Origin of the sequence: Pseudomonas sediminis (assembly GCF_039555755.1) — a bacterium.
Taxonomy (GTDB): Bacteria; Pseudomonadota; Gammaproteobacteria; order Pseudomonadales; family Pseudomonadaceae; genus Aquipseudomonas; species Aquipseudomonas mendocina_D.
The window spans coordinates 1,573,753-1,600,742 of sequence record NZ_CP154631.1; the positions used below are offsets into that span (position 1 = coordinate 1,573,753).

19 protein-coding genes, 2 tRNA genes and 3 rRNA genes are annotated in these 26,990 nt (G+C 60.8%); 6 read left to right on the forward strand and 18 right to left on the reverse strand.

Features of this window, described 5'->3' with window-relative positions:
• Positions 1–20 precede the first annotated feature (20 nt).
• From spoT to AAEQ75_RS07550, 3 genes are all read left to right on the forward strand, one after another.
• Positions 21–2,132, forward strand: coding sequence for a bifunctional GTP diphosphokinase/guanosine-3',5'-bis pyrophosphate 3'-pyrophosphohydrolase (spoT, locus tag AAEQ75_RS07540; RefSeq protein WP_143507463.1), 2,112 nt, complete (start codon positions 21–23; stop codon positions 2,130–2,132).
• A gap of 68 nt (positions 2,133–2,200) precedes the next feature.
• Positions 2,201–2,581, forward strand: coding sequence for a RidA family protein (locus AAEQ75_RS07545; protein ID WP_106735135.1), 381 nt, complete (start codon positions 2,201–2,203; stop codon positions 2,579–2,581).
• A 58-nt stretch (positions 2,582–2,639) separates the two neighbouring features.
• A complete protein-coding gene (locus AAEQ75_RS07550) occupies positions 2,640–3,371 on the forward strand; it encodes a hypothetical protein (protein ID WP_343351420.1) in 732 nt (243 codons plus the stop codon).
• 19 nt (positions 3,372–3,390) lie between these two features.
• On the opposite strand, the gene AAEQ75_RS07555 is transcribed toward AAEQ75_RS07550, so the two are convergent.
• Positions 3,391–4,248, reverse strand: coding sequence for an NAD-dependent epimerase/dehydratase family protein (locus AAEQ75_RS07555; RefSeq protein WP_343351421.1), 858 nt, complete (start codon positions 4,246–4,248; stop codon positions 3,391–3,393).
• A gap of 191 nt (positions 4,249–4,439) precedes the next feature.
• Between AAEQ75_RS07555 and AAEQ75_RS07560 the strand changes: the two genes are divergently transcribed.
• The 3 genes from AAEQ75_RS07560 (at position 4,440) to AAEQ75_RS07570 (ending at position 8,951) form a co-directional block, all read left to right on the forward strand.
• A complete protein-coding gene (locus AAEQ75_RS07560; RefSeq protein WP_343351422.1) occupies positions 4,440–5,369 on the forward strand; it encodes a hydrogen peroxide-inducible genes activator in 930 nt (309 codons plus the stop codon).
• An 8-nt stretch (positions 5,370–5,377) separates the two neighbouring features.
• Positions 5,378–7,453, forward strand: a complete 2,076-nt coding sequence (gene recG, locus AAEQ75_RS07565) for an ATP-dependent DNA helicase RecG (protein ID WP_343351424.1) — start codon at positions 5,378–5,380, stop codon at positions 7,451–7,453.
• 91 nt (positions 7,454–7,544) lie between these two features.
• Positions 7,545–8,951, forward strand: a complete 1,407-nt coding sequence (locus AAEQ75_RS07570; protein WP_343351425.1) for an aminoacyl-tRNA deacylase and HDOD domain-containing protein — start codon at positions 7,545–7,547, stop codon at positions 8,949–8,951.
• A 19-nt stretch (positions 8,952–8,970) separates the two neighbouring features.
• Here the strand turns inward: AAEQ75_RS07570 and AAEQ75_RS07575 are convergent, their stop codons facing one another.
• The 17 genes from AAEQ75_RS07575 to AAEQ75_RS07655 all read right to left on the reverse strand — a co-directional run bounded on the left by AAEQ75_RS07575 (position 8,971) and on the right by AAEQ75_RS07655 (position 26,913).
• Positions 8,971–9,723, reverse strand: a complete 753-nt coding sequence (locus AAEQ75_RS07575; RefSeq protein ID WP_172825327.1) for a hypothetical protein — start codon at positions 9,721–9,723, stop codon at positions 8,971–8,973.
• Between the two features lie 82 nt (positions 9,724–9,805).
• Positions 9,806–10,201 carry a hypothetical protein gene (locus tag AAEQ75_RS07580; protein ID WP_013717769.1) on the reverse strand — a complete coding sequence of 132 codons (396 nt, stop codon included), beginning with the start codon at positions 10,199–10,201 and terminating at the stop codon, positions 9,806–9,808.
• Positions 10,202–10,350: 149 nt separating this feature from the next.
• Positions 10,351–10,623, reverse strand: a complete 273-nt coding sequence (locus AAEQ75_RS07585; protein WP_003242571.1) for an HU family DNA-binding protein — start codon at positions 10,621–10,623, stop codon at positions 10,351–10,353.
• Positions 10,624–10,811: 188 nt separating this feature from the next.
• Positions 10,812–11,960, reverse strand: coding sequence for an NAD(P)/FAD-dependent oxidoreductase (locus AAEQ75_RS07590; RefSeq protein ID WP_343351426.1), 1,149 nt, complete (start codon positions 11,958–11,960; stop codon positions 10,812–10,814).
• Positions 11,961–12,150: 190 nt separating this feature from the next.
• The gene (locus AAEQ75_RS07595) at positions 12,151–12,906 is read right to left on the reverse strand and encodes an outer membrane beta-barrel protein (RefSeq protein WP_045735547.1); all 756 of its coding nucleotides are present in this window, start codon (positions 12,904–12,906) and stop codon (positions 12,151–12,153) included.
• 220 nt (positions 12,907–13,126) lie between these two features.
• On the reverse strand, positions 13,127–14,467 hold the full coding sequence (locus AAEQ75_RS07600; protein ID WP_343351428.1) for a hemolysin family protein: 1,341 nt from the start codon (positions 14,465–14,467) through the stop codon (positions 13,127–13,129).
• Positions 14,468–14,529: 62 nt separating this feature from the next.
• Positions 14,530–15,849, reverse strand: a complete 1,320-nt coding sequence (gene phoR, locus AAEQ75_RS07605; RefSeq protein ID WP_343351430.1) for a phosphate regulon sensor histidine kinase PhoR — start codon at positions 15,847–15,849, stop codon at positions 14,530–14,532.
• Positions 15,850–15,885: 36 nt separating this feature from the next.
• The gene (phoB, locus tag AAEQ75_RS07610; protein WP_024310067.1) at positions 15,886–16,575 is read right to left on the reverse strand and encodes a phosphate regulon transcriptional regulator PhoB; all 690 of its coding nucleotides are present in this window, start codon (positions 16,573–16,575) and stop codon (positions 15,886–15,888) included.
• 85 nt (positions 16,576–16,660) lie between these two features.
• A complete protein-coding gene (gene ubiA / locus AAEQ75_RS07615; RefSeq protein ID WP_343351432.1) occupies positions 16,661–17,551 on the reverse strand; it encodes a 4-hydroxybenzoate octaprenyltransferase in 891 nt (296 codons plus the stop codon).
• A gap of 236 nt (positions 17,552–17,787) precedes the next feature.
• Positions 17,788–18,339 carry a chorismate--pyruvate lyase family protein gene (locus tag AAEQ75_RS07620; protein ID WP_343351434.1) on the reverse strand — a complete coding sequence of 184 codons (552 nt, stop codon included), beginning with the start codon at positions 18,337–18,339 and terminating at the stop codon, positions 17,788–17,790.
• 283 nt (positions 18,340–18,622) lie between these two features.
• Positions 18,623–18,738: ribosomal RNA gene (gene rrf, locus AAEQ75_RS07625) — 5S ribosomal RNA — on the reverse strand.
• A 139-nt stretch (positions 18,739–18,877) separates the two neighbouring features.
• A 23S ribosomal RNA gene (locus AAEQ75_RS07630) occupies positions 18,878–21,770 on the reverse strand.
• 261 nt (positions 21,771–22,031) lie between these two features.
• A tRNA-Ala gene (locus AAEQ75_RS07635) sits at positions 22,032–22,107 on the reverse strand.
• 22 nt (positions 22,108–22,129) lie between these two features.
• Positions 22,130–22,206, reverse strand: a tRNA-Ile gene (locus AAEQ75_RS07640).
• An 85-nt stretch (positions 22,207–22,291) separates the two neighbouring features.
• Positions 22,292–23,828: ribosomal RNA gene (locus AAEQ75_RS07645) — 16S ribosomal RNA — on the reverse strand.
• Together the 16S, 23S and 5S rRNA genes with 2 tRNA genes alongside form the textbook arrangement of a ribosomal RNA operon.
• A 626-nt stretch (positions 23,829–24,454) precedes the next feature.
• A complete protein-coding gene (locus tag AAEQ75_RS07650) occupies positions 24,455–25,678 on the reverse strand; it encodes a CaiB/BaiF CoA transferase family protein (RefSeq protein WP_343351436.1) in 1,224 nt (407 codons plus the stop codon).
• A 56-nt stretch (positions 25,679–25,734) separates the two neighbouring features.
• A complete protein-coding gene (locus AAEQ75_RS07655; protein WP_106734210.1) occupies positions 25,735–26,913 on the reverse strand; it encodes an acyl-CoA dehydrogenase in 1,179 nt (392 codons plus the stop codon).
• Positions 26,914–26,990 lie beyond the last annotated feature (77 nt).

Here is a 26,990-nt window from a genome sequence, read left to right on the forward strand (position 1 = left end):
TGCCAACGGGAGAGTCTCCCATGGCTGGCATAGACGCTCTCGCCGACCGACTTTCGGCCTATCTCGGCCATGACCAGGTCAACCTGGTACGCCGAGCCTACTTCTACGCCGAACAGGCGCACGATGGCCAACGCCGCCGCAGTGGCGAAGCCTACGTGACCCATCCGCTGGCCGTGGCCAGCATCCTCGCTGAAATGCACATGGATCATCAGAGCCTGATGGCCGCCATGCTGCACGACGTCATCGAAGACACTGGTATCGCCAAGGAAGCGCTCAACGCGCAGTTCGGCGAAACCGTGGCCGAACTGGTCGACGGGGTCAGCAAACTGACCCAGATGAACTTCGAGACCAAGGCCGAGGCGCAGGCCGAGAACTTCCAGAAGATGGCCATGGCCATGGCCCGCGACATCCGCGTGATTCTGGTCAAGCTCGCCGACCGCCTGCACAACATGCGCACCCTCGATGCCATGCCGCACGAGAAGAGCCGGCGCATCGCCAAGGAAACCCTGGAAATCTACGCCCCCATCGCCAACCGGCTGGGCATGCACAACATGCGCGTGGAGTTCGAGGACCTGGGCTTCAAGGCCATGCACCCGATGCGCTCCGAGCGCATTCGCGCCGCTGTGCGCCGCGCTCGGGGCAACCGCAAGGAAATCGTCGCCAAGATCGAGGAATCGATCCAGATGTGCCTGCAACGCGAGGGCATGGAAGGCGAAGTGATCGGCCGCGAGAAGCACCTCTACAGCATCTACCAGAAGATGCGCGGCAAACGTAAGGCGTTCAACGAGATAATGGACGTCTACGCCTTCCGCATCATCGTCGACAAGGTCGACACCTGCTACCGCGTACTCGGCGCCGTGCACAACCTGTACAAGCCGTTACCCGGGCGCTTCAAGGATTACATCGCGATTCCCAAGGCCAACGGCTACCAGTCGCTGCACACCACGCTGTTCGGGATGCACGGTGTGCCCATCGAGATCCAGATCCGCACCCGCGAGATGGAGGAGATGGCCAACAACGGCATCGCCGCGCACTGGCTGTACAAGTCCAACGAGGATGAAGCGCCCAAGGGCAACCACGCCCGCGCGCGCCAATGGGTCAAAGGCGTGCTGGAGCTGCAGCAACGCGCCGGCAACTCGCTGGAATTCATCGAAAGCGTGAAGATCGACCTGTTTCCGGACGAGGTCTACGTGTTCTCGCCCAAGGGCCGCATCATGGAGCTGCCCAAAGGTTCCACCGCGGTCGACTTCGCCTATGCAGTGCACACCGACGTCGGCAACACCTGCATCGCCTGTCGCATCAATCGTCGCCTGGCGCCGCTATCGCAAGCGCTGGAAAGCGGCTCGACGGTGGAAATAGTCACTGCACCGGGCGCGCGCCCGAATCCGGCCTGGCTCAACTTCGTGGTCACCGGCAAGGCGCGCACGCACATCCGCCACGCCCTCAAGCAGCAGCGCCGCTCCGAATCCATCAACCTCGGCGAACGCCTGCTGAACAAGGTGCTGGCCAGCTTCGATACGCACCTGGAGAAGATTTCCCCCGAGCGCATTCAGACAGTGCTCGGCGAATACCGCCAGGAGGTCATCGAGGACCTGCTCGAAGATATCGGCCTGGGCAACCGCATGGCCTATGTCGTCGCCCGCCGCCTGCTGGCCGAGAGCGGCGACGAGACCCTGCCGAGCAGCGAGGGCCCGCTGGCGATTCGCGGCACCGAAGGCCTGGTGATGAGCTACGCCAAGTGCTGTACGCCAATCCCAGGCGACCCCATCGTCGGCTACCTGTCCGCCGGCAAGGGCATGGTGGTGCACATGGAGACGTGCCGGAACATCGTCGACATCCGCCACAACCCGGAAAAATGCATCCAGCTCAACTGGGCCAAGGATGTCACCGGCGAGTTCAACGTCGAGCTGCGCGTCGAGCTGGAGCACCAGCGCGGCCTGATCGCGTTGCTGGCCGGCAGCGTCAACGCGGCCGATGGCAACATCGAGAAGATCAGCATGGACGAACGCGACGGCCGCATCAGCGTCGTGCAACTGGTGGTCAGCGTGCATGACCGTGTGCACCTGGCCCGCGTGATCAAGAAACTGCGCGCCCTCAAGGGCGTGATGCGTATCACCCGAGTACGCGCCTGACACAATTCCCCTGTTTCCAGTCTGTAGACTGGGCGCTCGACCCAGCCAGTTCTCACAAGGAGCGATTCATGAGCAAGACCGTCATCACCAGCGACAAAGCCCCAGCCGCCATCGGCACTTACTCCCAAGCCATCAAGGCCGGCAACACCGTCTACATGTCCGGCCAGATCCCACTGGACCCGGTGAGCATGGAGCTGGTCGAAGGCTTCGAAGCACAGACCGTGCAGGTGTTCGAGAATCTCAAGGCCGTTGCCGAAGCCGCCGGCGGTTCGTTCAAGGACATCGTCAAGCTGAACATCTTCCTCACCGACCTCTCGCACTTCGCTAAGGTCAACGAGATCATGGGCCGCTACTTCGAACAACCCTACCCGGCTCGTGCCGCCATCGGTGTTGCCGCTCTGCCGCGTGGTTCGCTGGTGGAAATGGACGCTATTCTGGTTCTGGAATAAGCGCCGCAGCGGGGCCTGAGGCCCCGCTCTTCCCTCCCCTCCCAGCATGGAGATCGCCATGCGTCTGCTTCCCCTGCTGCTCTGCGCGGCCCTGCTGGCCGGCTGTGCCAGTAAGCCCAACAACGACCCGAGCGGAACCTGGATCAACCAGGCAGCCATCGATGCCGCCCGCGAAAGCGGTCGCCTGCGCGAAGCCCTGCTCGCCTACGGCCCCAACCTCGAATGGCACATCGCCCCCGAGCGGCAGCAGGCCAGCTACAGCAATGGCTTCGAGCTGGCCGAGGGCAGGCTGCAGAGTGCTGGAGAGGGGCGCTGGCAGGTGACCTTCTACGGTGATTACAACGAGCAGCTCGCCATGCAGAATGGCGAACTGGTGCAGATCACCAGCGAATACTGGCCCGAGCAGCACTTTACCCGCGTCGACAACCCCAGCGAACCCAGGGCCCTGGGCAGCAGCTTTGAACAGGCGTTGTACCGCGACTACCTGGGCGGCGAGTGGCTGATCGAAGAAGGTTTGGGTCAGGGCGGCCTGGTGCGCTTCAATAGCGACGGCCAGGTGCAGGGCCTGCCCGGCGCCGAACGCTTCGCCCTGTGTTTGGCGGGGGACTGCGCGGCCATGAGCGGCGAACATGACAGCCTCTGGCTGCAGGCTGGCGACCAGGGTAGCCCCTGGCTATTCGTGCATGAAGGCAATCAGCTGCGCATCTTCGAAGCACAGAACCGTGCCCAGTTCGACGAAATGCCCGAGTACCAGCCCGGCCCACAACGTTGGTTACTCAAACGCCGCTGATCAGTGCAGGCCTGACTTTTCATTGGTCCCGCAGGATCGCCGCATAGCCCTCGCGGTAACTGGGATACTGCGGCGTCCAACCCAGCGCGCGAGCGCGGGCATTGCTGCAACGCTTGCTGCCGGCGCGGCGCACGCGCTGCTCGTCACTCCAGTGGCTGACGCTCAGTTGCCCACGCAGCCAACCTACTACCTCGTGCAGTGGCGCCGGTTCATCGTCGACGCCCAGGTAGCAATCGGCCAGGAGCACGCCAGCGGCGTCGGCCTTTAGCAGCGTTGCGAGCAGCCCCGCTGCATCATCGACATGAATGCGGTTGCCGTACAGCGGCGGCGTCTCGCTAACGCGATAGCCACCACGCACCTGGCTCAGCAACCACTCACGGCCGGGGCCATAAAGGCCGGTCAAGCGTACCGTGGTCGCCGGCAGGCCACTGTCCAGCGCGACGCGCTCGGCCTCACGCATGATCACCGCAGAGAAACTCTGGGCCTCGGCCGGAGAATCTTCGTCGATCCATTCGCCCTCCTGCTGCCCATATACCCCGCTGCTGGAGGCGAACAGGATGCGCCGTGGTCGCTGGCCATGCTGCTCCAGCCAGCCCAGCACGCGGCGCAGGCCGTCGACATAAGCGGCGCGATAGCCCGCTTCGTCGTGCTGGATGGCCGCCGCGCAATACACCAGGTAACCCAGCGGCCCCTGCGGCCAATCCGGCGGACAAGCATCGGCATGCAGGTCGCCCGCCAACGGTTCGATGGCAGCTGGCAATGCGGCCACGTTGCGGCGCATGCCCAGAACGCGCCAGCCCTGTTCGGCCATACGCAGACCAAGACGGGTACCGACATCCCCGCACCCGGCAATCAGCAACCTGTTGCATCCCGACATGCTTTTCTCCACGACTTCTAGGCGACGGCGCAGTGTAACAGGCCGCTTGCAGCCGTCAGCGCAGCACATGGACGCCGGAGGTAGGGCGATGCACACGCCAAAGGCGAGATAGTTTTGCAACAGCCTATTAGCCCGGTTGGTTCATCTGTTTGCAAAGGCTATGCTTGTCGGCAATTTAATGGATAAACACTATGACCCTCACCGAACTGCGGTACATCGTCACCCTCGCCCAGGAACAGCATTTCGGCCGCGCCGCCGAGCGCTGCCACGTCAGCCAACCGACCCTGTCGGTGGGCGTGAAAAAGCTGGAGGACGAGCTTGGCGTGCTGATCTTCGAGCGCAGCAAGAGCGCCGTGCGACTGACCCCGGTCGGTGAAGGCATTGTCACCCAGGCGCAGAAGGTGCTGGAGCAGGCCCAGGGTATTCGCGAGCTGGCCCAGGCCGGCAAGAACCAGTTGGCTGCGCCTCTGAAGATCGGCGCCATCTACACCGTTGGCCCCTACTTGTTCCCGCACCTGATTCCACAGTTGCACCGGGTCGCCCCGGACATGCCGCTGTACATCGAGGAAAACTTCACCCATATCCTGCGCGACAAACTGCGCACCGGTGAACTCGACGCCATCATCATCGCCCTGCCGTTCCAGGAGGCCGATGTACTGACCAAGCCGCTGTACGACGAGCCCTTCTACGCCCTGCTGCCAGCCGGCCATCCCTGGGCGGAGCTGGAGACCATCGACACCAAGCTGCTCAACGACAAGAGCCTGCTGCTGCTCGGCGAGGGCCACTGCTTCCGCGACCAGGTGCTGGAAGCCTGTCCGACCCTGCGCAAGGGTGGCGACGACCACGGCAAGCACACCACGGTAGAATCCAGCTCGCTGGAAACCATCCGTCATATGGTCGCCTCCGGCCTTGGCGTATCGATCCTGCCGTTCTCGGCAGTCGACAGCCATCACTACGCGCCGGGCGTGATCGAAGTGCGTCCGCTCAGCGCGCCGGTGCCGTTCCGTACCGTGGCCATTGCCTGGCGCGCCAGCTTCCCGCGCCCCAACGCCATCGAGGTGCTGGCCGACTCCATCCGCCTCTGCTCGGTCGCCCGTAGCCCGCAGACCAAGGCAGTCTGAGGCAGGACGTGAGCGAACTGGCAGCGGTTTCCGTCACCGCGCTCAAGGGTGTGGGTGCGGCCCTGGCCGAGAAACTGGCCAAGGTCGGCCTGGAAAACCTGCAGGACGTGCTGTTCCACCTGCCGCTGCGCTACCAGGATCGCACGCGCATCACCCCCATCGGCGCGCTGCGCCCGGGGCAGGATGCGGTGGTCGAGGGCATCGTTGCCGGCGCCGATGTGGTCATGGGCCGGCGGCGCAGTCTGCTGGTACGCCTGCAGGACGGCAGCGGCACGCTGAGCCTGCGCTTCTTCCACTTCAGCCAGGCGCAGAAGGACGGCCTCAAGCGCGGCACCGCCCTGCGCTGCTACGGTGAAGTGCGCCCCGGCGCTACCGGCCTGGAAATCTACCACCCGGAGTACCGCGCACAGAGCGGCGACGAGCCTGCCCCGGTGGAGCAGAGCCTGACGCCCATCTACCCGACCACCGAAGGTTTGACCCAACAGCGCCTGCGCCAGCTCAGCCAGCAGGCACTCGCGCGTCTCGGCCCGCGCAGCCTGCCAGACTGGCTGCCCGAGGAATTGGCCCGCGACTATCGCCTGGCGCCGCTGGACGAGGCCATCCGCTACCTGCACCGGCCGCCGCCGGACGCCGATGTCGAAGAACTCGCCGAGGGCCGTCACTGGGCGCAACACCGCCTGGCCTTCGAAGAGTTGCTGACTCACCAGTTGTCCCTGCAGCGCCTGCGTGAACAGGTACGCGCGCAACAGGCACCGGCGCTGCCGCCGGCAACGAAGCTGCCGCAACAGTACCTCGCCAACCTCGGCTTCGCCCCCACCGGAGCGCAGCAGCGCGTGGGCGCCGAGATCGCCTACGACCTGGCGCAGAGCGAACCAATGCTGCGTCTGGTGCAGGGTGATGTCGGCGCCGGCAAGACGGTGGTCGCGGCGCTGGCTGCGCTGCAGGCGCTGGAGGCCGGTTATCAGGTGGCGCTGATGGCGCCGACCGAAATCCTCGCCGAGCAGCACTTTCTAAACTTCAGCAAATGGCTGGCACCGCTTGGCCTGGAAGTCGCCTGGCTGGCCGGCAAGCTCAAGGGCAAGGCCCGCGCCGCCGCTCTGGAGCAGATTGCCGGCGGCTGCCCGATGGTGGTTGGCACCCACGCTCTGTTCCAGGACGAAGTGAAGTTCAAGCGCCTGGCGCTGGTGATCATCGACGAACAGCACCGCTTCGGTGTGCAGCAACGCCTGGCCCTACGCCAGAAAGGCATCGACGGACGTCTCAGCCCGCACCAGTTGATCATGACTGCTACGCCCATCCCACGCACCCTGGCGATGAGCGCCTACGCCGACCTCGACACCTCGATCCTCGACGAACTGCCGCCAGGGCGTACACCGGTCAACACCCTGGTGATCGCCGACAGCCGCCGCATCGAGGTGGTCGAGCGCGTGCGCAACGCCTGCCAGCAGGGTCGCCAGGCCTACTGGGTGTGCACGCTGATCGAAGAGTCCGAGGAACTGACCTGCCAGGCTGCGGAAACCAGCTACGAGGAGTTGTCCGCCGCACTTGGCGAGCTGCGCGTCGGGCTGATCCACGGGCGCATGAAACCGGCCGAAAAGGCCGCAGTGATGGAAGAATTCAAGCAGGGCAGCTTGCAGCTTCTGGTGGCGACCACGGTAATCGAGGTGGGCGTCGACGTCCCCAACGCCAGCCTGATGATCATCGAAAACCCCGAGCGCCTTGGCCTGGCCCAGCTGCACCAGTTGCGCGGCCGGGTTGGTCGGGGCAGTGCGGCCAGCCACTGCGTGCTGCTCTACCACGCACCGCTGTCGCAGCTCGGCCGCGAACGCCTGGCGATCATGCGTGAAACCACCGATGGCTTCGTTATCGCCGAGAAGGATCTGGAACTGCGCGGCCCCGGTGAAATGCTCGGTACCCGGCAGACCGGTCTGCTGCAGTTCAAGGTCGCCGACCTGATGCGCGACGCCGATCTGCTGCCTGCAGTTCGCGATGCCGCACAGGCACTTTTGGAACATTGGCCACAACATGTGGCTCCATTGTTGGAACGCTGGTTGCGTCATGGCCAGCAATACGGTCAAGTGTGAACCTGTTCACAGGACAACCGTCGCCACGAACCATTGCGCAAATCCTCGCTGGTTATACTCCGAGGCACATGCGCCAACGCTGGATATCGATATGACTGAAGCTGCCCTCGCCGCCAACGCCACTCCGCAACCGCCCGCCGTGATCGTGCAACTGCTGGAGAAACTCGCCGTACCCTACCAGGTGCGTGCGGAGCGACCGGGCCAGCCGAGCGAGGCGCGCCTGCAGGCCGTGCTGGTGGACGATGCCGTCGGTGCCCTGCTGGTGCTCTACCCGCGCAGCCACTTGCTGGATCTGTCACGCCTGGCGGAACTGACCGGGCGCCAGCTCACCGCAGTCAAACCCGAACGCCTGGAGCGCATGCTCGGCAAGCACGATCTGGCCGCCCTGCCCGGTTTGCCGCCGCTGACCAGCTCACCCTGCCTGTATGAAGAACGCCTGTTGCAGGTACCCAACCTGCTGATCGATTCCGGCCAGCCCGGCGTATTACTGGAAGTCCCCACCGAAGCCTTCAAGACGCTGCTCAGCAAGGCCAGTGCGGCGCGTTTCGGCGAGCCGGTGAGCGCGATCAAGCCGAACCTGGATCGCCCGCATGATGACCGCGCGGAGATCACCCAGGCCGTGCAAGCCTTTACCGCGCGGCGCATCCAGCAGCGCCTGGAAGAAACCATCGAGATTCCGCCACTGCCGGAAACCGCACAGAAGATCATCAAGCTACGGGTCGATCCCAACGCCACGGTGGACGACATCACCGGCGTGGTCGAAACCGACCCGGCATTGGCTGCCCAGGTGGTCAGCTGGGCAGCCTCGCCCTACTACGCCGCGCCCGGCAAGATCCGTTCGGTGGAAGATGCCATCGTCCGCGTGCTGGGCTTCGACCTGGTGATCAACCTGGCGCTAGGCCTGGCGCTGGGCAAGACCCTGAGCCTGCCCAAGGACCAGCCCCAGCACGCCACGCCCTACTGGCAACAGGCGATCTACACCGCTGCGGTGATCGAAGGACTGACACGGGCCATGCCCCGCGCACAGCGCCCGGAAGCCGGCCTGACCTACCTCGCCGGTCTGCTGCACAACTTCGGTTACCTGGTTCTGGCGCACGTCTTCCCGCCGCACTTCTCGTTGATCTGCCGCCATCTGGAAGTCAACCCGCATCTCTCGCACAGCCATATCGAGCAGCACCTGCTGGGTATCACCCGCGAGCAGATCGGCGCCTGGCTGATGCGTCACTGGGATATGCCTGAAGAGCTGTCCAGCGCCCTGCGCTTCCAGCACGACCCGTCCTATGCCGGCGACAGCGCGGCCTTCCCCAACCTGGTGTGCCTGGCCGTCAGCCTGCTGCGTAACCGCGGTATCGGTGCCGGACCTCAGAGCGAGATCCCGGACGAGCTATTCGAGGCCTTGGGCCTGAGTCGGGAAAAAGCCGAGGATGCCGTCAGCAAGGTACTCAGCGCCGAAGTCGCACTGCGCGAGCTCGCAGCGCAGTTTCAGCACCCGCACTGACAGGCGCCCACCTCGGTCATTACGGCTGGCTCGCCGTCTTGCGCAACTGCTCGCGTCGCTCGGCGAACAGCTGCGGCAACACCTCCAGGCTGACGGTGAGCAGCTGGCTGACGCTGGGGTGCTCGTATAGCGCCGCATACTCCGCCAACTGATCGCTGGGCATCTGCCGGTAGGCATAGAACATGAAGGTTTCCACCGCCTGCCCGCTGGACTGGCGTATGGCTTCGGCCTGCTTCTGTGTCTGCGCCTGCAACTCGGCCTCGCTGAGGCTCTCCCCCCGCGCTCTTAGCGCCAGCAGAGCCTGGGTCTTGCCGACTTCGTAACGCAGCAGGCTGGCCAGTTCGGTGGTGCGTGCAGCGGCATCGAGACGTTTGACCAGATCATGACGCGCGCCTCGTGGCGGCTGTGCCTGCAACCGCTCGCGGTATTCAGCCAGCCCATCGGGTTGCTCACCGACTGCACGCTCGGCAGCGGTGAAGCGCTGCGCCAGCGGACTGTCGAGACGTTCATGAGCCTGCTCGGCTTGCGTAACATCGAAACGGGAGCCGACCCGTTCAGCCAGATCGAGACAGAACGCCTCGCCCGCAAACAGTTGCGCAAGGCGTTTCTGTTCGGCATCACCCTGACCACGCTGCAGCAACGGCGCACTCTGCTCGCAGAGTAGATGGATACCCGCCAGCTCGAATAACGGCAGCAGGGTTTTGGCGGAGGCCGGCTCGGCTCGCGCCGTGGCGGTGGCCAGCAACAGCAGGGGCAGGAGGAAAAGGCGCATGCTCAGGCTTTCCACAGGAACATGCCTGGCAGCCTAACCAAAGCGCAGCGTCGCGGCCAGCCGCGACGCGAATCGGTGCTTATCAGGCAGCCTTTTTCGGGGCCTCGGTCTTCTTCTTCGGCATCAGGTACTTGGTCAGCCCCTGGAACCACATGACCAGTGCCGGATTGCCCTGGATCTGGATGTCCTTGTTCTGGATACCCTGCATGAAAGCCAGCTGCTTGTTCTTCGCAGTCATGGTCTCGAAGCCATAGGCCGCGTCCTTGAAACCAAGGGCGAAAGCAGGCTCCTTGGCAGTACCTCGCTTGCTGGTGACACGTTGACCGGCCACGATGAAATGGCGGGCAACCTTGCCGTCCAGGGTGTGCAGTTGAAAGACCATGTCGCGACCTTCGAGCTGCTGGCGGAAGGCTGGATTTTCACGGCTGGCCTTGGCCATCAGGCGGCCCAGCATCCACAGAAGAAAACGAAATTTCATGCACAGGCCCTCGTGATCGAAGATGATGGCCGCGCATTGTAGTGGTTTTCTTGCAAGACTACAGCCTGCCAAAAGCACGGCGGGCACAACGCGTTTGACAGCCTAGCGGCGGTGGGGAACCCGGAGCCGAGCGGCTCCGGGTAGCGGGCTCAGTTGACCGCGTCTTTCAGGGACTTGCCCGGTTTGAAGGCCACAGTGTTGCTGGCCTTGATCTTCACCGGTTGGCCGGTTTGCGGGTTTTTGCCCGTACGGGCGCCACGATGGCGCTGGACGAAAGTACCGAAGCCAACCAGGGTGACACTGTCCTTGCGGTTCAGTGCACCGGTGATTTCTTCCAGTACGGCGTTGAGTACACGATTGGCCTGATCCTTGGTCAGATCAGCCTTTTCGGCGATGGCGGCGGCGAGTTCCGGTTTACGCATAGATGCCTCTTTGACGGTTTTTTGTTGTTGTGTCCGTGCTGTTCTTCCAGAACAGCGCCCAAGGCGCCGCAACAGCTCTGCGCTGCGGCAGACCCTTGGGAGAATGGCATGCCGCATCGCGCTGCGCCAGTCTCGCCCGCCACTTTAACCAGGCAAATTCGTGGCGTATCCGACAGAACGGCAGGCAATCATGCCAGCAGCGCGGGCAATTCCTTGTTCAGGGCCAGTTTCTCCTGCACCGCGGCGCCGGTCAGTGCATAACCGAGCAACGCGCCGGAAGCCTCACGGCAGAGCGCCTTGATGTCGCTGCCACTGCCCTCGACCGTCCACTCTCCCTGACTGCCGCGCGGTGGCGGCGAAACCACCAGCGGACATACCGGCGTCTTGACCGTTATCGGCATCGGCCCGTAGCTGACCGCCGTCGGCTCGCCGGCCAGGGTCTTGGCCAGCGCTCGGGCGCAAGCCATCAGCGGCATGACGTAGAGCAGGTTGAGCCCATCGACCTCGGCGCAATCACCCAGAGCGTAGATATTGGCGTGCGAGGTCCGCAGATGGCGGTCGACCATCACGCCACGGTTGATGTCGAGACCCGCTGCCGCAGCGAGCGCGGTGCGCGGACGCAGACCCACAGCCGAGACCACCGCGTCGCACTGGATCAGGCTGCCGTCGGACAGCGAGGCCTGCAGCGCATCCCCCTGGCGGTCGAGACTCGCCAGCACCGGGCCGAGATGAAAACGTACACCCAGCCCCTCCAGACCGGCTTGTACGGCAGAGGCCACCGCCGAATGCAGCAGGCCGGGCATCACCTGCTCACAGGGCGCCAGCAGCTCTACTTCATAGCCGCCGGCACTGAGGTCGTTGGCAAACTCGCAGCCAATCAGACCGGCGCCGAGAATCAGAACGCGGCGCTTGCCGGCCACGGCGCTGCGAAAGCGCGCGTAGTCTTCCAGGTCATTGATCGGGAACAGTGCATCCTGGGCATCACCCTCTACCGGGACGCGAATAGGCTCGGCGCCCCAGGCCAGTACCAGGTCGCGGTATGGCACGGCTTCCTCACCGATCCACAAGCGTTTGTGGCCGGGGTCGATTCCGGTGATACGGGTATGGGTGCGAATTTCCGCGTTGAGCTGCTCAGCCATGGCGCCGGCTTCGGCCATGGCCAGTCCGTCGGCATCCTTGTTCTTGCCGAAACCGGTGGACAGCATCGGCTTGGAGTAGGAGCGGCCGTCGTCAGCGGTGATCAGCAGCAGAGGCGTCTGGGTGTCTAGCTTGCGCCATTCCTTGGCCAGGTTGTAGCCGGCCAGGCCGGTGCCGATGATGACGACGGGTGCACTCATGCGCTCTTTCCTCACGATGAAAACGACGCGACGACCCACCGGCCGCCGCCCCAGATAGCGGGATGACACCCTACTGGATCAGGTACGCGCTGGCCAGATGAGGTTCAGTCAGCCATTCGGAGGTTAGGGGAAAGATGCAATGCGGCAATCAGGGTGGACCGCCTGGCAGACCAGGCGGTCCAGGAGGCGCTTAGAACGCCAGGCCTACGCGCAGGCCGACTTGCTCCTGCTTGAGCTTGCTGCGCTCTGCAACAGCACTGTTGCTGTCGAGCTCATAGCGGGTCTGGGTGTAGTACAGGCTGGTGCTGATCGGCAGGCTATTGATGCCCTTGTTCCACAGCACGGTCAGCTCGCCGTAAGGATTGACCTTGTCCTTGAGGTCCACGGAGTCGCTGTCGCCATCGACCTTCAGACGCGCTTCGGAGTTGATGGAATAGCGCGCACCCACTTCCAGGCGCAGGGTGTAGTCCGGCGTCAGGTAGTTGTAGCCGAGGCCAGCCTTGGCGAAGGGCGACTTGCTGGTCAGCTTGACGTTGCTGTCGAGCGGGCCGACGTTGTCCTGCTCGATACGGCCCCAGTCATAGCCGCCACCGACGATCACGTCGACGTAGTTGTTGGTGCTCAGCGCAGCACGCAAACCGAGGTCGATATCGGCACGCGCGGACTTGTATTCCACATCGTCCTTGTCACGGTACTGGCCTTCGATGCCCGCCTGGTAGATGAAGCCTTCCTGCCCGGTCAGCTTGTTACCGAAGTGGTAGAACAGGCCGCCCTGGTTGAGGCGCTCCTTGTCGCTTTCATCGTCCACGGTGAGCTTGTACTGATTGTGCGAAGCAATGACACCGAAGGTGGAGATCGGGTCGGTGACCGAGTCTGCATAGGCCTGCGAGGCGCCCGCCAGGCACAGGGCGAGTGTTGCTTTGGGGGTTATGCTGGACAGCTGCATGACGATTTCCTTGGCAATGAGTGGATAACGCCGTCCACCGGAGGTGGAACGCAAGTACCTAGACTGTCGATGCAGGGAGTGATTCGCCAAACCTGACGAGCGGTCGCGAAACTGAACAGGCCCTGAACGGGCCTGGTTTTACGGAAAAATACTGACCAAGCGGACAGTGCCTTTTGGCCTCTTCACCGAGTGAGGCACCATCTGTTGGCGCCTTGCAGACTCAGTCCAGCTTGACCACCTTGGCGAGGACCACCTTCGGCCCTTTCATCTTCTTGACGATGATGCGCAGGCCATCGGTTTCCAGCACTTCCTCCTCCTCGGGCATGCGCTTGAGGGTCTCGTAGATCAACCCGGCCAGCGTCTCGGCCTCGATGTGGTCGAGGTCGACGCCCAGCAGGCGCTCGACCTTGGCCAGCGGCGTGTCGCCACGCACCAGCAGCTTGCCCGGCTGGTAGGCAAGAATGCCGCGCTCGGCCTTGCGGTGTTCGTCCTGAATATCGCCGACCAGCGCTTCGAGCACGTCCTCCATGGTCAGGTAGCCGATCACCTTGCCGTCGGCCTCCTCGACCAGGGCGAAGTGCGCGCCGCCCTGGCGGAACTGCTCGAGCAATTGCGACAGCGGCATGTGCCGGCTGACGCGCTCGAGCGGGTGCATCAGATCCGCCAGCTTGAGCGCCGACGGCAACATTTCCAGCAGTGACAGGTGCAACAGCAGATCCTTGATGTGCAGCACACCGACGAACTCGCCCTTGCTCTCGTCAAAGATCGGGTAGCGGCTGTACTTGTGGCGGCGGAAGGTGGTGAACACCTGATCCAGGCTGGCATTGAGCTCGAGGAAGATCAGGTCTTCACGCGAGTTGGCCCAGTCCACCACCTCCAGCTCGCCCAGCTCGACCGCCGAAGCCAGCACGCGCAAATCCTGGTCGTTGTCGCTGGTGGCACGGCTGGAGTGCAGTATCAGCTTGAGCTCGTCGCGGCTGTAATGATGCTCGTGGTGCGGCCCCGGCTCGCCCTGCCCAGCGATACGCAGAATGGCGTTGGCGCTGGCGTTGAGCACGAAGATCGCCGGGTACATCAGCCAATAGAAGGCGTACAGCGGCGCGGCCGTCCACAACGACAGCAGTTCCGGTTTACGAATCGCCCAGGACTTGGGCGCCAGCTCGCCGATGACGATGTGCAGGTAGGAAATGATCGAGAACGCAGTGAAGAAGGCGATGCCGTGAATCAGCTTCGGCGACTCCACGCCAACGGCTACCAGCAGCGGCGTCAGCAGCTCGGCGAAGGCCGGCTCACCGACCCAACCAAGGCCCAGCGACGCCAGGGTGATACCCAGCTGACAGGCCGAGAGGTAAGCGTCCATCTGGTTGTGTACGGTGCGCAGAATATGTCCGCGCCAGCCATGGGCTTCGGCCAGGGCATCGACCTTGGTCGCGCGCAGACGCACGATGGCGAACTCCGCGGCGACGAAAAAGCCGTTGAGCAGAACCAGAAACAGGGCGAACAGCATGAGGCCGAAATCGGCGAAGTAGGCAGAAGCGGGGAGACTCGTGGAGGGGTCCATGAAGGTTCGGATTGGCCAAAGATCGCTAGAGGTTGGAGCTTCGCCGCGTCGAATGCAAGCACTCAGCGCGCGCGCTGCACCACCTGCGCCGGGGCGAAATGGCAGGTAAAGGTGCTGCCCTTGCCGAGAACGCTGCTGATCTCCAGATTGCCCCGATGACGCAACAGCACGTGCTTGACGATGGCCAGGCCCAGCCCGGTGCCACCGGTATTGCTGGCACGGCTGGAGTCGACCCGATAGAAACGCTCGGTCAGGCGTGGCAAATGCTTGGCCTCGATGCCCATGCCGGTGTCGCTGACCGCCAAGTGCGCACCCTGCTCGTCACCCCACCAGCGAATGCGGATATCGCCACCGGCCGGAGTGTACTTCACGGCGTTGAACACCAGGTTGGAGAAGGCGCTGCGCAGCTCCGCCTCGCTACCTTTGAGCTTGAGATGTGCATCGGCCTCCAGGCTGATGCGATGCAACTGGTCGCCGGACAGTGCCTGGGCATCGTTCTTGATCGACAGCAGCATCAGGTCGACCGCCACCGGCTGGTTGTCCGAGGGGTAGTCGGTGGCTTCCAGCTTGGCCAACAGCAGCAGGTCGTTGAGCAGGGTCTGCATGCGCGCGCCCTGTTGCTGCATCTGCTGCAACGCTCGCAGCCAGCGCGGATTGATCGCTTCGACGTTGTCCAGAAGCGTCTCCAGATAGCCGGCGATCACCGTCAGCGGCGTGCGCAGCTCGTGGGAGACGTTGGCGACGAAGTCCTTGCGCATCTGTTCCAGCTGATAAAGGCGGGTGACATCACGCACCAGCAGCAGATGCTCGCGATTACCGTAGCGGGTGATATGGAACTGCAAGCGGCGGCGATCGTTGATCGGAGAAGGAATCTCCAACGCATCGGCATAATTGCCACGCTCGAAGTACTCCTTGAAACGCGGGTCGCGCACCAGGTTGGCCAGTTGCTGGCCACTGTCCTGCGGCGTCTTGAGACCCAGCAGGGTCTCGGCGGCGCGGTTCCACCACTCCAGGTTGCCCTGGCTGTCGAGCATCACCACGGCGTCCTTGAGCGCCGCAGTGGACTCCTGCACCCGGTCGATCACTGCCTGCAGGCGGCCGCGAGCCTTCTGGTTGCGGCGCTGCAGGTGATAGATGCTGTCGAACACCTCGCCCCACAGGCCATAGCCATCCGGCGGCGGCTCGTCGGGTTTGTGCTCGCGCAGCCATTTGTGCAGGCGCAGCAACTGGCTGAGGGTCCAGCCCAGATGAATGGCCAGACCGCAGGCCAACACCCAGGCGTACTGGCCGGTGATGAAGCCCAGCAGCAGGCAGGCACCGATCAACAGCAACAGCCGGCGCACCACGGCGCCACGCCAGTCTTGATTCACGATGGAGCGCATCCTTGTCGAGCGGCTGGCGCACATTCGCGCCAGCGATTAACCCTTAGTGGAGAAACGATACCCAGTCCCGCGCACGGTTTGTACCAGGTTTTCGTAGGCGTCACCGAGCGCCTTGCGCAGGCGACGAATATGCACGTCTACGGTACGCTCCTCGACGTAGACGTTGCCGCCCCAGACCTGATCGAGTAGCTGACCCCGGGTGTAGGCGCGCTCCTGATGGGTCATGAAGAACTGCAGCAGACGATATTCGGTCGGGCCCATCTCGGCCGGTTTACCGTCGATGGTTACACGATGACTGATAGGGTCGAGCAACAGGCCGCCAACTTCGATCGGCGCCTCGCCATCACTGGGACCGGCACGGCGCAGCACGGCCTTGAGGCGGGCCACCAGTTCACGCGGCGAGAACGGCTTGGTGATGTAGTCGTCGGCACCGACTTCCAGCCCCTGGATCTTGTTGTCCTCTTCGCCCTTGGCGGTGAGCATGATGATCGGGATATCACTGGTCAGCTCGTCACGCTTGAGCCGGCGCGCCAACTCGATGCCGCTGGTGCCGGGTAGCATCCAGTCGAGCAGGATCAGATCGGGTTTGCGGTCGACGATCACGGCGTGGGCCTGCTGGGTATTTTCCGCCTCCAGGCACTCGTAACCGGCCATCTCCAAGGCCACCGCAATCATTTCGCGGATCGGTGCTTCGTCATCGACGATCAGGATATTCTTGCCAACCATGGGGCCTTAGCCTCTATTCGTTCTCTGTCTGCGCCGCATTAGATAACGAAATTATTGCAACGATATGACAGATGCGCGGCAGCACTTAACGCAACGCGTAATCCAGCACGATCCCGATGAAGATCGCCAGCCCTGCCCAGTGGTTGTGCAGGAAGGCGTTGAAGCACACCAACGGCTCGCGACGGCGGGTCACGTGGAACTCCCATGCGAAGCAGGCGGCGGCCACCAGCAGACCGAGGTGGAAGTACAGGCCCAGCTCGAAGCGCGCGCCAGCCAGCAGCAGGCAGAGCAGTGTGAGCCCCTGCAGGATGGCGATGATCAGCCGGTCGGCGTCACCGAACAGAATGGCCGTGGATTTCACCCCAATCTTCAGGTCGTCCTCACGGTCGGCCATGGCGTAGTAGGTATCGTAGGCCACGGTCCACAGCAGGTTGGCGATGTACAGCAGCCAGGCCTCCGGCGGCAGGCTGCCGGTTTCGGCGGTGAAGGCCATCGGCATGCCCCAGGAGAAGGCCGCGCCGAGCATCACCTGCGGGTAGAAGGTGTAGCGCTTCATGAAGGGGTAGCAGGCAGCCAGGGCCAAGCCGCCGAAAGACAGCCAGATGGTAGTGGCATTGGTGAACAACACCAGCACGAAACTCAGCGCCACCAGCACGGCGAACAGCGCCAGCGCCTCGCGCGGCTTGACCTTGCCGCTGGCCAGAGGGCGCGCCTTGGTACGGCTGACGTGGCCGTCGAAGTTGCGGTCGGCGTAGTCGTTGATCACGCAACCGGCGGCCCGCATGAGGATCACGCCGACGACGAAAATGAACAGGTTCTTCGCGCTCGGCACGCCTTCGGCCGCCACCCACAGCGCCCACAAGGTCGGCCACAGCAGCAGATAAATGCCGATGGGCTTGTCCAGGCGCATCAACTGAATGAAATCCCAGGCGCGCGGGTGCAGGCGGGTGGTCGATTGCAGCAGGCGGGTGTACATCGAGGCGTCTCCGTGCAGGTAGCGCGGATTATACGAGGAAGCGTGTGCGGGAGGCGCTTTAGCGGCGATGCTCACCGCCACAAGCGGTTCAACGCGTAGAGCATACTCGGCTTTGGCTTCCTGCGTCGCTTTACCTCCCGCATCCATGCAGCGTGTAGGGCGTACTCGCGAAGCAGTACGCCATGTGCCTGACAAACAACAGGCATTAGCCTGAGTAGACAATGGTAATGCGAACGCTAGGCCTCGATGCCCGCCGCTCGCCAGAAGTCTGGCAGGAATACCTCTGCTACCAGCACCCCCAACGGCCCCCGGCTGAAGCACGAACGCCGCGCCCACAGGCGCTCTTCGCGCACCTCCTGCGGCAGCCAGGCCGCTGGATAACGGCAGGCTTGCAACTCGCCCCGATCAAAGGCCCGGTCACTGAACAGCAGCTCGCCCAGCGAGCGACTGCCCAGCTCGGCCAGATTCAAGCCGGAACCTTCCAGCGCACTGCGTGCGGCAACGCTACGGGCGAATACCCAGGCTTGCCCATGGCCACGCAGATACACCTCGCGCACCCAACCCTGGCTGCCATCGGCCACGCCGAGCAGTGCGCACTCGTCACTGCGCAGGCACTGCCAGCCTTCCTGCAGCGGCGTCACCGAGAAGCCGTCGTCGGATAGCGCGGTCAGGCGCCGGGTCAGCGAATCCTCGTTGAACAGCCAGTCGCGCACACCGGCACAAGGCTGCGGATGCAACTGGGCATTGGTGAGCCAGCGCGGCGGATGGGCGAGAGCGGCGTGAGGCACGGCAAGAAGTCACTACAGATCGAAAGCGCGCGAGTCTAGCACGGCACGCCGCACTGGCCGCCTATCTGGCTTGAAGTAAGAAGAACGACGTAAAAAGATATCAACTAACCTGCAGGGCAAGCTGTTCAAGAGGAATCAAACGCCGGCATCCCTTAGATGCGGGCCATGCGCCCCGCGATAACCGCGCCTTGGCCGGTACCCCAACGTGATGGCCTAAGCGTGCTTTCCGCGCTGCAAAGAAGAAACCCCAGACCGCTTTCGCGATCTGGGGTTTCGTATAGGAGCTTGACGATGACCTACTCTCACATGGTGAAGCACCACACTACCATCGGCGATGCGTCGTTTCACTACTGAGTTCGGGATGGGATCAGGTGGTTCCAACGCTCTATGGTCGTCAAGCAATTCGGTTGGGATGTCGTCGCGAGACGCTATCCCTTGGATACGTGATAGATGATTTGTAGTTCTTGCAAATTTTCGGCTTTCTGTCGACTTCACCATCGACACCCTCTGCTTTGAGGGCAGATTGTTTGGGTGTTATATGGTCAAGCCTCACGGGCAATTAGTATTGGTTAGCTCAACGCCTCACAGCGCTTACACACCCAACCTATCAACGTCGTAGTCTTCGACGGCCCTTTAGGGAGCTCAAGGCTCCAGTGAGATCTCATCTTGAGGCAAGTTTCCCGCTTAGATGCTTTCAGCGGTTATCTTTTCCGAACATAGCTACCCGGCAATGCCACTGGCGTGACAACCGGAACACCAGAGGTTCGTCCAACCCGGTCCTCTCGTACTAAGGTCAGCCCCTCTCAAATCTCAAACGTCCACGGCAGATAGGGACCGAACTGTCTCACGACGTTCTAAACCCAGCTCGCGTACCACTTTAAATGGCGAACAGCCATACCCTTGGGACCGGCTTCAGCCCCAGGATGTGATGAGCCGACATCGAGGTGCCAAACACCGCCGTCGATATGAACTCTTGGGCGGTATCAGCCTGTTATCCCCGGAGTACCTTTTATCCGTTGAGCGATGGCCCTTCCATACAGAACCACCGGATCACTAAGACCTACTTTCGTACCTGCTCGACGTGTCTGTCTCGCAGTCAAGCGCGCTTTTGCCTTTATACTCTACGACCGATTTCCGACCGGTCTGAGCGCACCTTCGTACTCCTCCGTTACTCTTTGGGAGGAGACCGCCCCAGTCAAACTACCCACCATACACTGTCCTCGATCCGGATAACGGACCAGAGTTAGAACCTCAAGGTTGCCAGGGTGGTATTTCAAGGATGGCTCCATGAGAACTGGCGTCCCCACTTCAAAGCCTCCCACCTATCCTACACAAGCAAGCTCAAAGTCCAGTGCAAAGCTATAGTAAAGGTTCACGGGGTCTTTCCGTCTAGCCGCGGATACACTGCATCTTCACAGCGATTTCAATTTCACTGAGTCTCGGGTGGAGACAGCGCCGCCATCGTTACGCCATTCGTGCAGGTCGGAACTTACCCGACAAGGAATTTCGCTACCTTAGGACCGTTATAGTTACGGCCGCCGTTTACCGGGGCTTCGATCAAGAGCTTCGCTTGCGCTAACCCCATCAATTAACCTTCCGGCACCGGGCAGGCGTCACACCCTATACGTCCACTTTCGTGTTTGCAGAGTGCTGTGTTTTTAATAAACAGTCGCAGCGGCCTGGTATCTTCGACCGGCATGGGCTTACGTAGTAAATACTTCACCCTCACCGGCGCACCTTCTCCCGAAGTTACGGTGCCATTTTGCCTAGTTCCTTCACCCGAGTTCTCTCAAGCGCCTTGGTATTCTCTACCTAACCACCTGTGTCGGTTTGGGGTACGGTTCCTAGTTACCTGAAGCTTAGAAGCTTTTCCTGGAAGCATGGCATCAACCACTTCGCATTCTAAAAGAACGCTCGTCATCAGTTCTCGGCCTTAAGATCCCGGATTTACCTAAGATCTCAGCCTACCACCTTAAACACGGACAACCAACGCCGTGCTGGCCTAGCCTTCTCCGTCCCTCCATCGCAGTAACTAGAAGTACGGGAATATTAACCCGTTTCCCATCGACTACGCATTTCTGCCTCGCCTTAGGGGCCGACTAACCCTGCGTCGATTAACGTTGCGCAGGAAACCTTGGTCTTTCGGCGTGCGAGTTTTTCACTCGCATTGTCGTTACTCATGTCAGCATTCGCACTTCTGATACCTCCAGCAAGCTTCTCAACTCACCTTCACAGGCTTACAGAACGCTCCTCTACCGCTCATCCAAAGGATGAACCCGTAGCTTCGGTGTATGGTTTGAGCCCCGTTACATCTTCCGCGCAGGCCGACTCGACTAGTGAGCTATTACGCTTTCTTTAAAGGATGGCTGCTTCTAAGCCAACCTCCTAGCTGTCTAAGCCTTCCCACATCGTTTCCCACTTAACCATAACTTTGGGACCTTAGCTGACGGTCTGGGTTGTTTCCCTTTTCACGACGGACGTTAGCACCCGCCGTGTGTCTCCCGTGCTGACACTTGCTGGTATTCGGAGTTTGCATCGGTTTGGTAAGTCGGGATGACCCCCTAGCCGAAACAGTGCTCTACCCCCAGCAGTGATACACGAGGCGCTACCTAAATAGCTTTCGAGGAGAACCAGCTATCTCCGAGCTTGATTAGCCTTTCACTCCGATCCACAGGTCATCCGCTAACTTTTCAACGGTAGTCGGTTCGGTCCTCCAGTCAGTGTTACCTAACCTTCAACCTGCCCATGGATAGATCGCCCGGTTTCGGGTCTATACCCAGCGACTAAAGCGCCCTATTAAGACTCGCTTTCGCTACGCCTCCCCTATTCGGTTAAGCTCGCCACTGAATATAAGTCGCTGACCCATTATACAAAAGGTACGCAGTCACCCAACAAAGTAGGCTCCCACTGCTTGTACGCATACGGTTTCAGGTTCTATTTCACTCCCCTCTCCGGGGTTCTTTTCGCCTTTCCCTCACGGTACTGGTTCACTATCGGTCAGTCAGTAGTATTTAGCCTTGGAGGATGGTCCCCCCATGTTCAGACAAGGTTTCTCGTGCCCCGTCCTACTCGATTTCATTGATAAGAGCGTTTCGTGTACGGGGCTATCACCCACTACGGCGGCACTTTCCAGAGCCTTCCACTACACTCAAATCAACTTAAGGGCTAGTCCCCGTTCGCTCGCCACTACTTAGGGAATCTCGGTTGATTTCTTTTCCTCAGGGTACTTAGATGTTTCAGTTCCCCTGGTTCGCCTCTTGCACCTATGGATTCAGTACAAGATACCCGGCTTATGCCGGGTGGGTTCCCCCATTCAGAGATCTCTGGATCACAGTCTGTTTGCCGACTCCCCAAAGCTTTTCGCAGGCTACCACGTCTTTCATCGCCTCTGACTGCCAAGGCATCCACCGTATGCGCTTCTTCACTTGACCATATAACCCCAAGCAATCTGGTTACTGTCTCAATCGTGAAGACGACATTCGCCGAAAATTTGCGTCTTGAGAACTACAAATTTTACCTTGACCAGATCAATTGCCAGTGAAAGCAATTAATCAGTCACTTCTATCACATATCCAAATTTTTAAAGAACGATATTCGTACCGGTCAAAAGACCAGAAATCAGCACTCGCCAGGTCTACCCTGAAGCGCTCATTTCTGAACTCTTTCTCTTCTCACCGTAACCGCGTAGAGAGTGGTGGAGCCAAGCGGGATCGAACCGCTGACCTCCTGCGTGCAAGGCAGGCGCTCTCCCAGCTGAGCTATGGCCCCGTATTCTTCTGCACCAAGCAATTGGTAGGTCTGGGCAGATTTGAACTGCCGACCTCACCCTTATCAGGGGTGCGCTCTAACCAACTGAGCTACAGACCTATAACAGGGTCGCGTTACAGCATCGTCTTCGACTATGAATCAAGCAATTCGTGTGGGAACTTATGAAGAAGCTGATGTCTTCGATTAAGGAGGTGATCCAGCCGCAGGTTCCCCTACGGCTACCTTGTTACGACTTCACCCCAGTCATGAATCACTCCGTGGTAACCGTCCCCCCGAAGGTTAGACTAGCTACTTCTGGAGCAACCCACTCCCATGGTGTGACGGGCGGTGTGTACAAGGCCCGGGAACGTATTCACCGTGACATTCTGATTCACGATTACTAGCGATTCCGACTTCACGCAGTCGAGTTGCAGACTGCGATCCGGACTACGATCGGTTTTATGGGATTAGCTCCACCTCGCGGCTTGGCAACCCTTTGTACCGACCATTGTAGCACGTGTGTAGCCCTGGCCGTAAGGGCCATGATGACTTGACGTCATCCCCACCTTCCTCCGGTTTGTCACCGGCAGTCTCCTTAGAGTGCCCACCATAACGTGCTGGTAACTAAGGACAAGGGTTGCGCTCGTTACGGGACTTAACCCAACATCTCACGACACGAGCTGACGACAGCCATGCAGCACCTGTGTCTGAGTTCCCGAAGGCACCAATCCATCTCTGGAAAGTTCTCAGCATGTCAAGGCCAGGTAAGGTTCTTCGCGTTGCTTCGAATTAAACCACATGCTCCACCGCTTGTGCGGGCCCCCGTCAATTCATTTGAGTTTTAACCTTGCGGCCGTACTCCCCAGGCGGTCAACTTAATGCGTTAGCTGCGCCACTAAGTTCTCAAGGAACCCAACGGCTAGTTGACATCGTTTACGGCGTGGACTACCAGGGTATCTAATCCTGTTTGCTCCCCACGCTTTCGCACCTCAGTGTCAGTATCAGTCCAGGTGGTCGCCTTCGCCACTGGTGTTCCTTCCTATATCTACGCATTTCACCGCTACACAGGAAATTCCACCACCCTCTACCGTACTCTAGCTCGCCAGTTTTGGATGCAGTTCCCAGGTTGAGCCCGGGGCTTTCACATCCAACTTAACGAACCACCTACGCGCGCTTTACGCCCAGTAATTCCGATTAACGCTTGCACCCTTCGTATTACCGCGGCTGCTGGCACGAAGTTAGCCGGTGCTTATTCTGTCGGTAACGTCAAAACAGCAAGGTATTAACTTACTGCCCTTCCTCCCAACTTAAAGTGCTTTACAATCCGAAGACCTTCTTCACACACGCGGCATGGCTGGATCAGGCTTTCGCCCATTGTCCAATATTCCCCACTGCTGCCTCCCGTAGGAGTCTGGACCGTGTCTCAGTTCCAGTGTGACTGATCATCCTCTCAGACCAGTTACGGATCGTCGCCTTGGTGAGCCATTACCTCACCAACTAGCTAATCCGACCTAGGCTCATCTGATAGCGCAAGGCCCGAAGGTCCCCTGCTTTCTCCCGTAGGACGTATGCGGTATTAGCGCCCGTTTCCGGACGTTATCCCCCACTACCAGGCAGATTCCTAGGCATTACTCACCCGTCCGCCGCTAAATCAAGGAGCAAGCTCCTCTCATCCGCTCGACTTGCATGTGTTAGGCCTGCCGCCAGCGTTCAATCTGAGCCATGATCAAACTCTTCAGTTCAATACTGCTTGGGTTTTGAGAAAACCCTAAACTTGGCTCAGCAATCGCAAAACTTTCAAATTAATGAAAGGTAACTCTCGAATTAACGAGTGTTGCTTTGTGATGCTGATAATCAGTTGACTATCAGTCTTACCTCACAAGCACCCACACGAATTGCTTGATTCAGTTGTTAAAGAACAGTTGGTTAAGCCTTTCGTCTCAACCGAGGCGCGCATTCTACAGCAGCCTCTCTATCTGTCAAGCTGTTTTTCGAATTTGTTTCCGGAGAAACTTCTTTCTACTCAACCACTTGCGCCTTCGATCTGAACTTCTTCTCTCCAGCGGGAGGCGCATTCTACAGCGTTCAAAACCGCTGTCAACACCTCTTTTCTACCGCTTTCGATCCATTCGACCGAACCTCCAACAGAGCCTTACCACCGCCCTGTCGACCGGCGCGCACTCTACACGCCAGATCCAGTTTTGCAAGCCCTTCATTCAACTTAACTTATTGATTAACAAGAAGTTTTTGAAGCGCTTCACCGCTGAAGTGGCGCGCATTCTACATGAGCACGACGAGCTGTAAACCCCCTGACGTGCAAATAATTACGTAAATCGAATCAACTACTCTGCCGACTATATATAGAGGCTCAGAGAACCCCTGCCTCGCGTAACTCGGCAATCTGCGTCTCACTCATGCCAAGCAACCTCTGCAGCAGGCTATCGGTGTGCTGGCCCAGCAGTGGCGGAGCCGAACGATAGGCCACTGGCGTTGCAGACAGGCGCAGCGGACTGGCGACCTGCGGAGTCCGACTCCCCAGCGCGTTGGGCAGATCGAGACGCAGCCCCCGCGCCTTAACCTGAGGGTCGGCGAACACCTGCTGCAGATCATTGATCGGCCCACAGGGCACGCCAGCCTTTTCCAGCAACTCGATCCACTGCGCCGTAGTCTTGAATACCGTGGCCTGGCGCAACAGCGGGATCAACTCGGCACGATGGGCAACCCGGGCCTTATTAGTGACAAAGCGCGGGTCATCGGCAAGAGTCGCAATACCCGCCACCTCGCAGAACTTGCGGAACTGCCAGTCGTTGCCCACCGCCAGGATGAAGTTGCCATCGGCACTGGGGAAATCCTGGTAGGGCACGATATTGGGGTGGGCATTGCCCAGGCGCTTGGGTGATAGGCCTGTCGTCAGGTAGTTCATGGCCTGGTTGGCCAGGCAGGCGACCTGCACGTCGAGCAACGCCACATCTATATGCTGGCCGATACCGGATTGCTCACGCTGATTCAACGCAGCCAGAACACCCACGCTCGCATAGAGCCCCGTAAGGATGTCGGTCAGCGCCACGCCGACCTTCATCGGCCCGGCACCCTCTTCATCTTCCGGCCGTCCGGTCAGGCTCATCAAGCCACCCAAGCCCTGGATCATGAAGTCATAACCAGCGCGCTTGGCATAGGGCCCGGTCTGGCCGAAGCCAGTAATGGAGCAGTAGATCAGCCTTGGGTTGATCACCTTCAGCGACTCGTAGTCGAGCCCATAAGCCGCCAGGCCGCCGACCTTGAAGTTTTCCAGCAGTACATCGCACTGCGCGACCAGCTCACGCACCAGGCGCTGACCTTCGGGCTGAGTGAAATCGAGAGTCAGCGACTGCTTGTTGCGATTGGCGCTCTGGAAGTAGGCCGCCTCACGCGAATCACTACCCTCGGCATCCTTTATATAAGGAGGCCCCCAATGCCGGGTGTCGTCGCCCGAGCCCGGACGCTCGACCTTGATCACCTCAGCACCGAGGTCGCCGAATATTTGTCCGGCCCAAGGGCCAGCTAGCACCCGAGATAGATCAAGCACGCGGATATGGGATAGAGCACCGGACATGAGCTTCTCCGTAGGGTGCGCCACGCGCACCATGGATCAGTGAGAGGCGCGAGCCTTCAGAAGAACGCCTGAATGCCGGTCTGCGCGCGACCGAGGATCAGCGCATGCACGTCATGGGTGCCCTCGTAGGTATTGACCACTTCAAGGTTGACCAGGTGACGGGCAATGCCGAACTCGTCGCTGATGCCGTTACCACCGAGCATGTCGCGCGCCATGCGGGCGATGTCCAGCGCCTTGCCGCAGCTGTTGCGCTTCATGATCGAGGTGATTTCCACCGCAGCAGTGCCTTCGTCCTTCATTCGTCCGAGGCGCAGGCAGCCTTGTAGAGCCAAGGTGATTTCGGTCTGCATATCGGCCAGCTTCTTCTGAATCAACTGGTTGGCCGCCAGCGGGCGACCGAACTGATTGCGATCGAGCACATACTGGCGCGCGGTGTGCCAGCAGAACTCGGCAGCGCCCAGCGCACCCCAACTGATGCCATAGCGCGCAGAGTTCAGACAGGTGAACGGGCCGCGCAAGCCACGCACATCAGGGAAGGCGTTCTCTTCAGGGCAGAACACGTTGTCCATGACGATCTCGCCAGTGATCGACGCGCGCAGGCCGACCTTGCCATGAATCGCCGGGGCAGAGAGGCCTTCCCAGCCTTTTTCCAAGACGAAGCCGCGAATCTCGCCAGCATCATCCTTGGCCCAGACCACGAAGACATCGGCGATCGGGCTATTGGTGATCCACATCTTGCTGCCGGTCAGGCGGTAGCCGCCTTCGACCTTCTTGGCGCGCGTGACCATGGCGCCAGGGTCGGAACCATGATTCGGCTCGGTCAGGCCGAAGCAGCCGATGTACTCGCCGCTGGCCAGCTTGGGCAGGTACTTCTGCTTGGTCGCCTCGCTACCGAACTCATTGATCGGCACCATCACCAGCGACGACTGCACGCTCATCATCGAGCGGTAACCAGAGTCGATGCGCTCCACTTCGCGCGCGATCAGGCCGTAGCACACATAATTCAGACCACTGCCGCCGTAGGCTTCGGGGATGGTCGCTCCCAGCAAGCCGGTTTCGCCCATCTCACGGAAAATCTTCGGATCGGTCTGCTCATGACGGAAGGCTTCCAGCACACGCGGCGCCAACTTGTCATCGGCGAACTGCTGGGCGCTGTCGCGCACCATGCGCTCTTCTTCAGTCAGTTGCTGATCCAACAGCAGCGGGTCGATCCAGTTGAAGCTTGCCTTGGCCATTACGAGAAACCTCGAAGCAGGGTGTGAGCGGTCGATCCAGCCGACCCGGAATGTCATTGATCCTAGGCCGGCCTCAG

Excerpts from the sequence above, each read along its gene's own strand:
- spoT (WP_143507463.1), top strand. The coding sequence starts at position 21 with ATGGCTGGCATAGACGCTCTCGCCGACCGACTTTCGGCCTATCTCGGC.
- AAEQ75_RS07545 (WP_106735135.1), top strand. The coding sequence starts at position 2,201 with ATGAGCAAGACCGTCATCACCAGCGACAAAGCCCCAGCCGCCATCGGC.
- AAEQ75_RS07550 (WP_343351420.1), top strand. The coding sequence starts at position 2,640 with ATGCGTCTGCTTCCCCTGCTGCTCTGCGCGGCCCTGCTGGCCGGCTGT.
- AAEQ75_RS07555 (WP_343351421.1), bottom strand. The coding sequence starts at position 4,248 with ATGTCGGGATGCAACAGGTTGCTGATTGCCGGGTGCGGGGATGTCGGT.
- AAEQ75_RS07560 (WP_343351422.1), top strand. The coding sequence starts at position 4,440 with ATGACCCTCACCGAACTGCGGTACATCGTCACCCTCGCCCAGGAACAG.
- AAEQ75_RS07570 (WP_343351425.1), top strand. The coding sequence starts at position 7,545 with ATGACTGAAGCTGCCCTCGCCGCCAACGCCACTCCGCAACCGCCCGCC.
- AAEQ75_RS07575 (WP_172825327.1), bottom strand. The coding sequence starts at position 9,723 with ATGCGCCTTTTCCTCCTGCCCCTGCTGTTGCTGGCCACCGCCACGGCG.
- AAEQ75_RS07580 (WP_013717769.1), bottom strand. The coding sequence starts at position 10,201 with ATGAAATTTCGTTTTCTTCTGTGGATGCTGGGCCGCCTGATGGCCAAG.
- AAEQ75_RS07585 (WP_003242571.1), bottom strand. The coding sequence starts at position 10,623 with ATGCGTAAACCGGAACTCGCCGCCGCCATCGCCGAAAAGGCTGATCTG.
- AAEQ75_RS07590 (WP_343351426.1), bottom strand. The coding sequence starts at position 11,960 with ATGAGTGCACCCGTCGTCATCATCGGCACCGGCCTGGCCGGCTACAAC.
- AAEQ75_RS07595 (WP_045735547.1), bottom strand. The coding sequence starts at position 12,906 with ATGCAGCTGTCCAGCATAACCCCCAAAGCAACACTCGCCCTGTGCCTG.
- AAEQ75_RS07600 (WP_343351428.1), bottom strand. The coding sequence starts at position 14,467 with ATGGACCCCTCCACGAGTCTCCCCGCTTCTGCCTACTTCGCCGATTTC.
- phoR (WP_343351430.1), bottom strand. The coding sequence starts at position 15,849 with ATGCGCTCCATCGTGAATCAAGACTGGCGTGGCGCCGTGGTGCGCCGG.
- phoB (WP_024310067.1), bottom strand. The coding sequence starts at position 16,575 with ATGGTTGGCAAGAATATCCTGATCGTCGATGACGAAGCACCGATCCGC.
- ubiA (WP_343351432.1), bottom strand. The coding sequence starts at position 17,551 with ATGTACACCCGCCTGCTGCAATCGACCACCCGCCTGCACCCGCGCGCC.
- AAEQ75_RS07650 (WP_343351436.1), bottom strand. The coding sequence starts at position 25,678 with ATGTCCGGTGCTCTATCCCATATCCGCGTGCTTGATCTATCTCGGGTG.
- AAEQ75_RS07655 (WP_106734210.1), bottom strand. The coding sequence starts at position 26,913 with ATGGCCAAGGCAAGCTTCAACTGGATCGACCCGCTGCTGTTGGATCAG.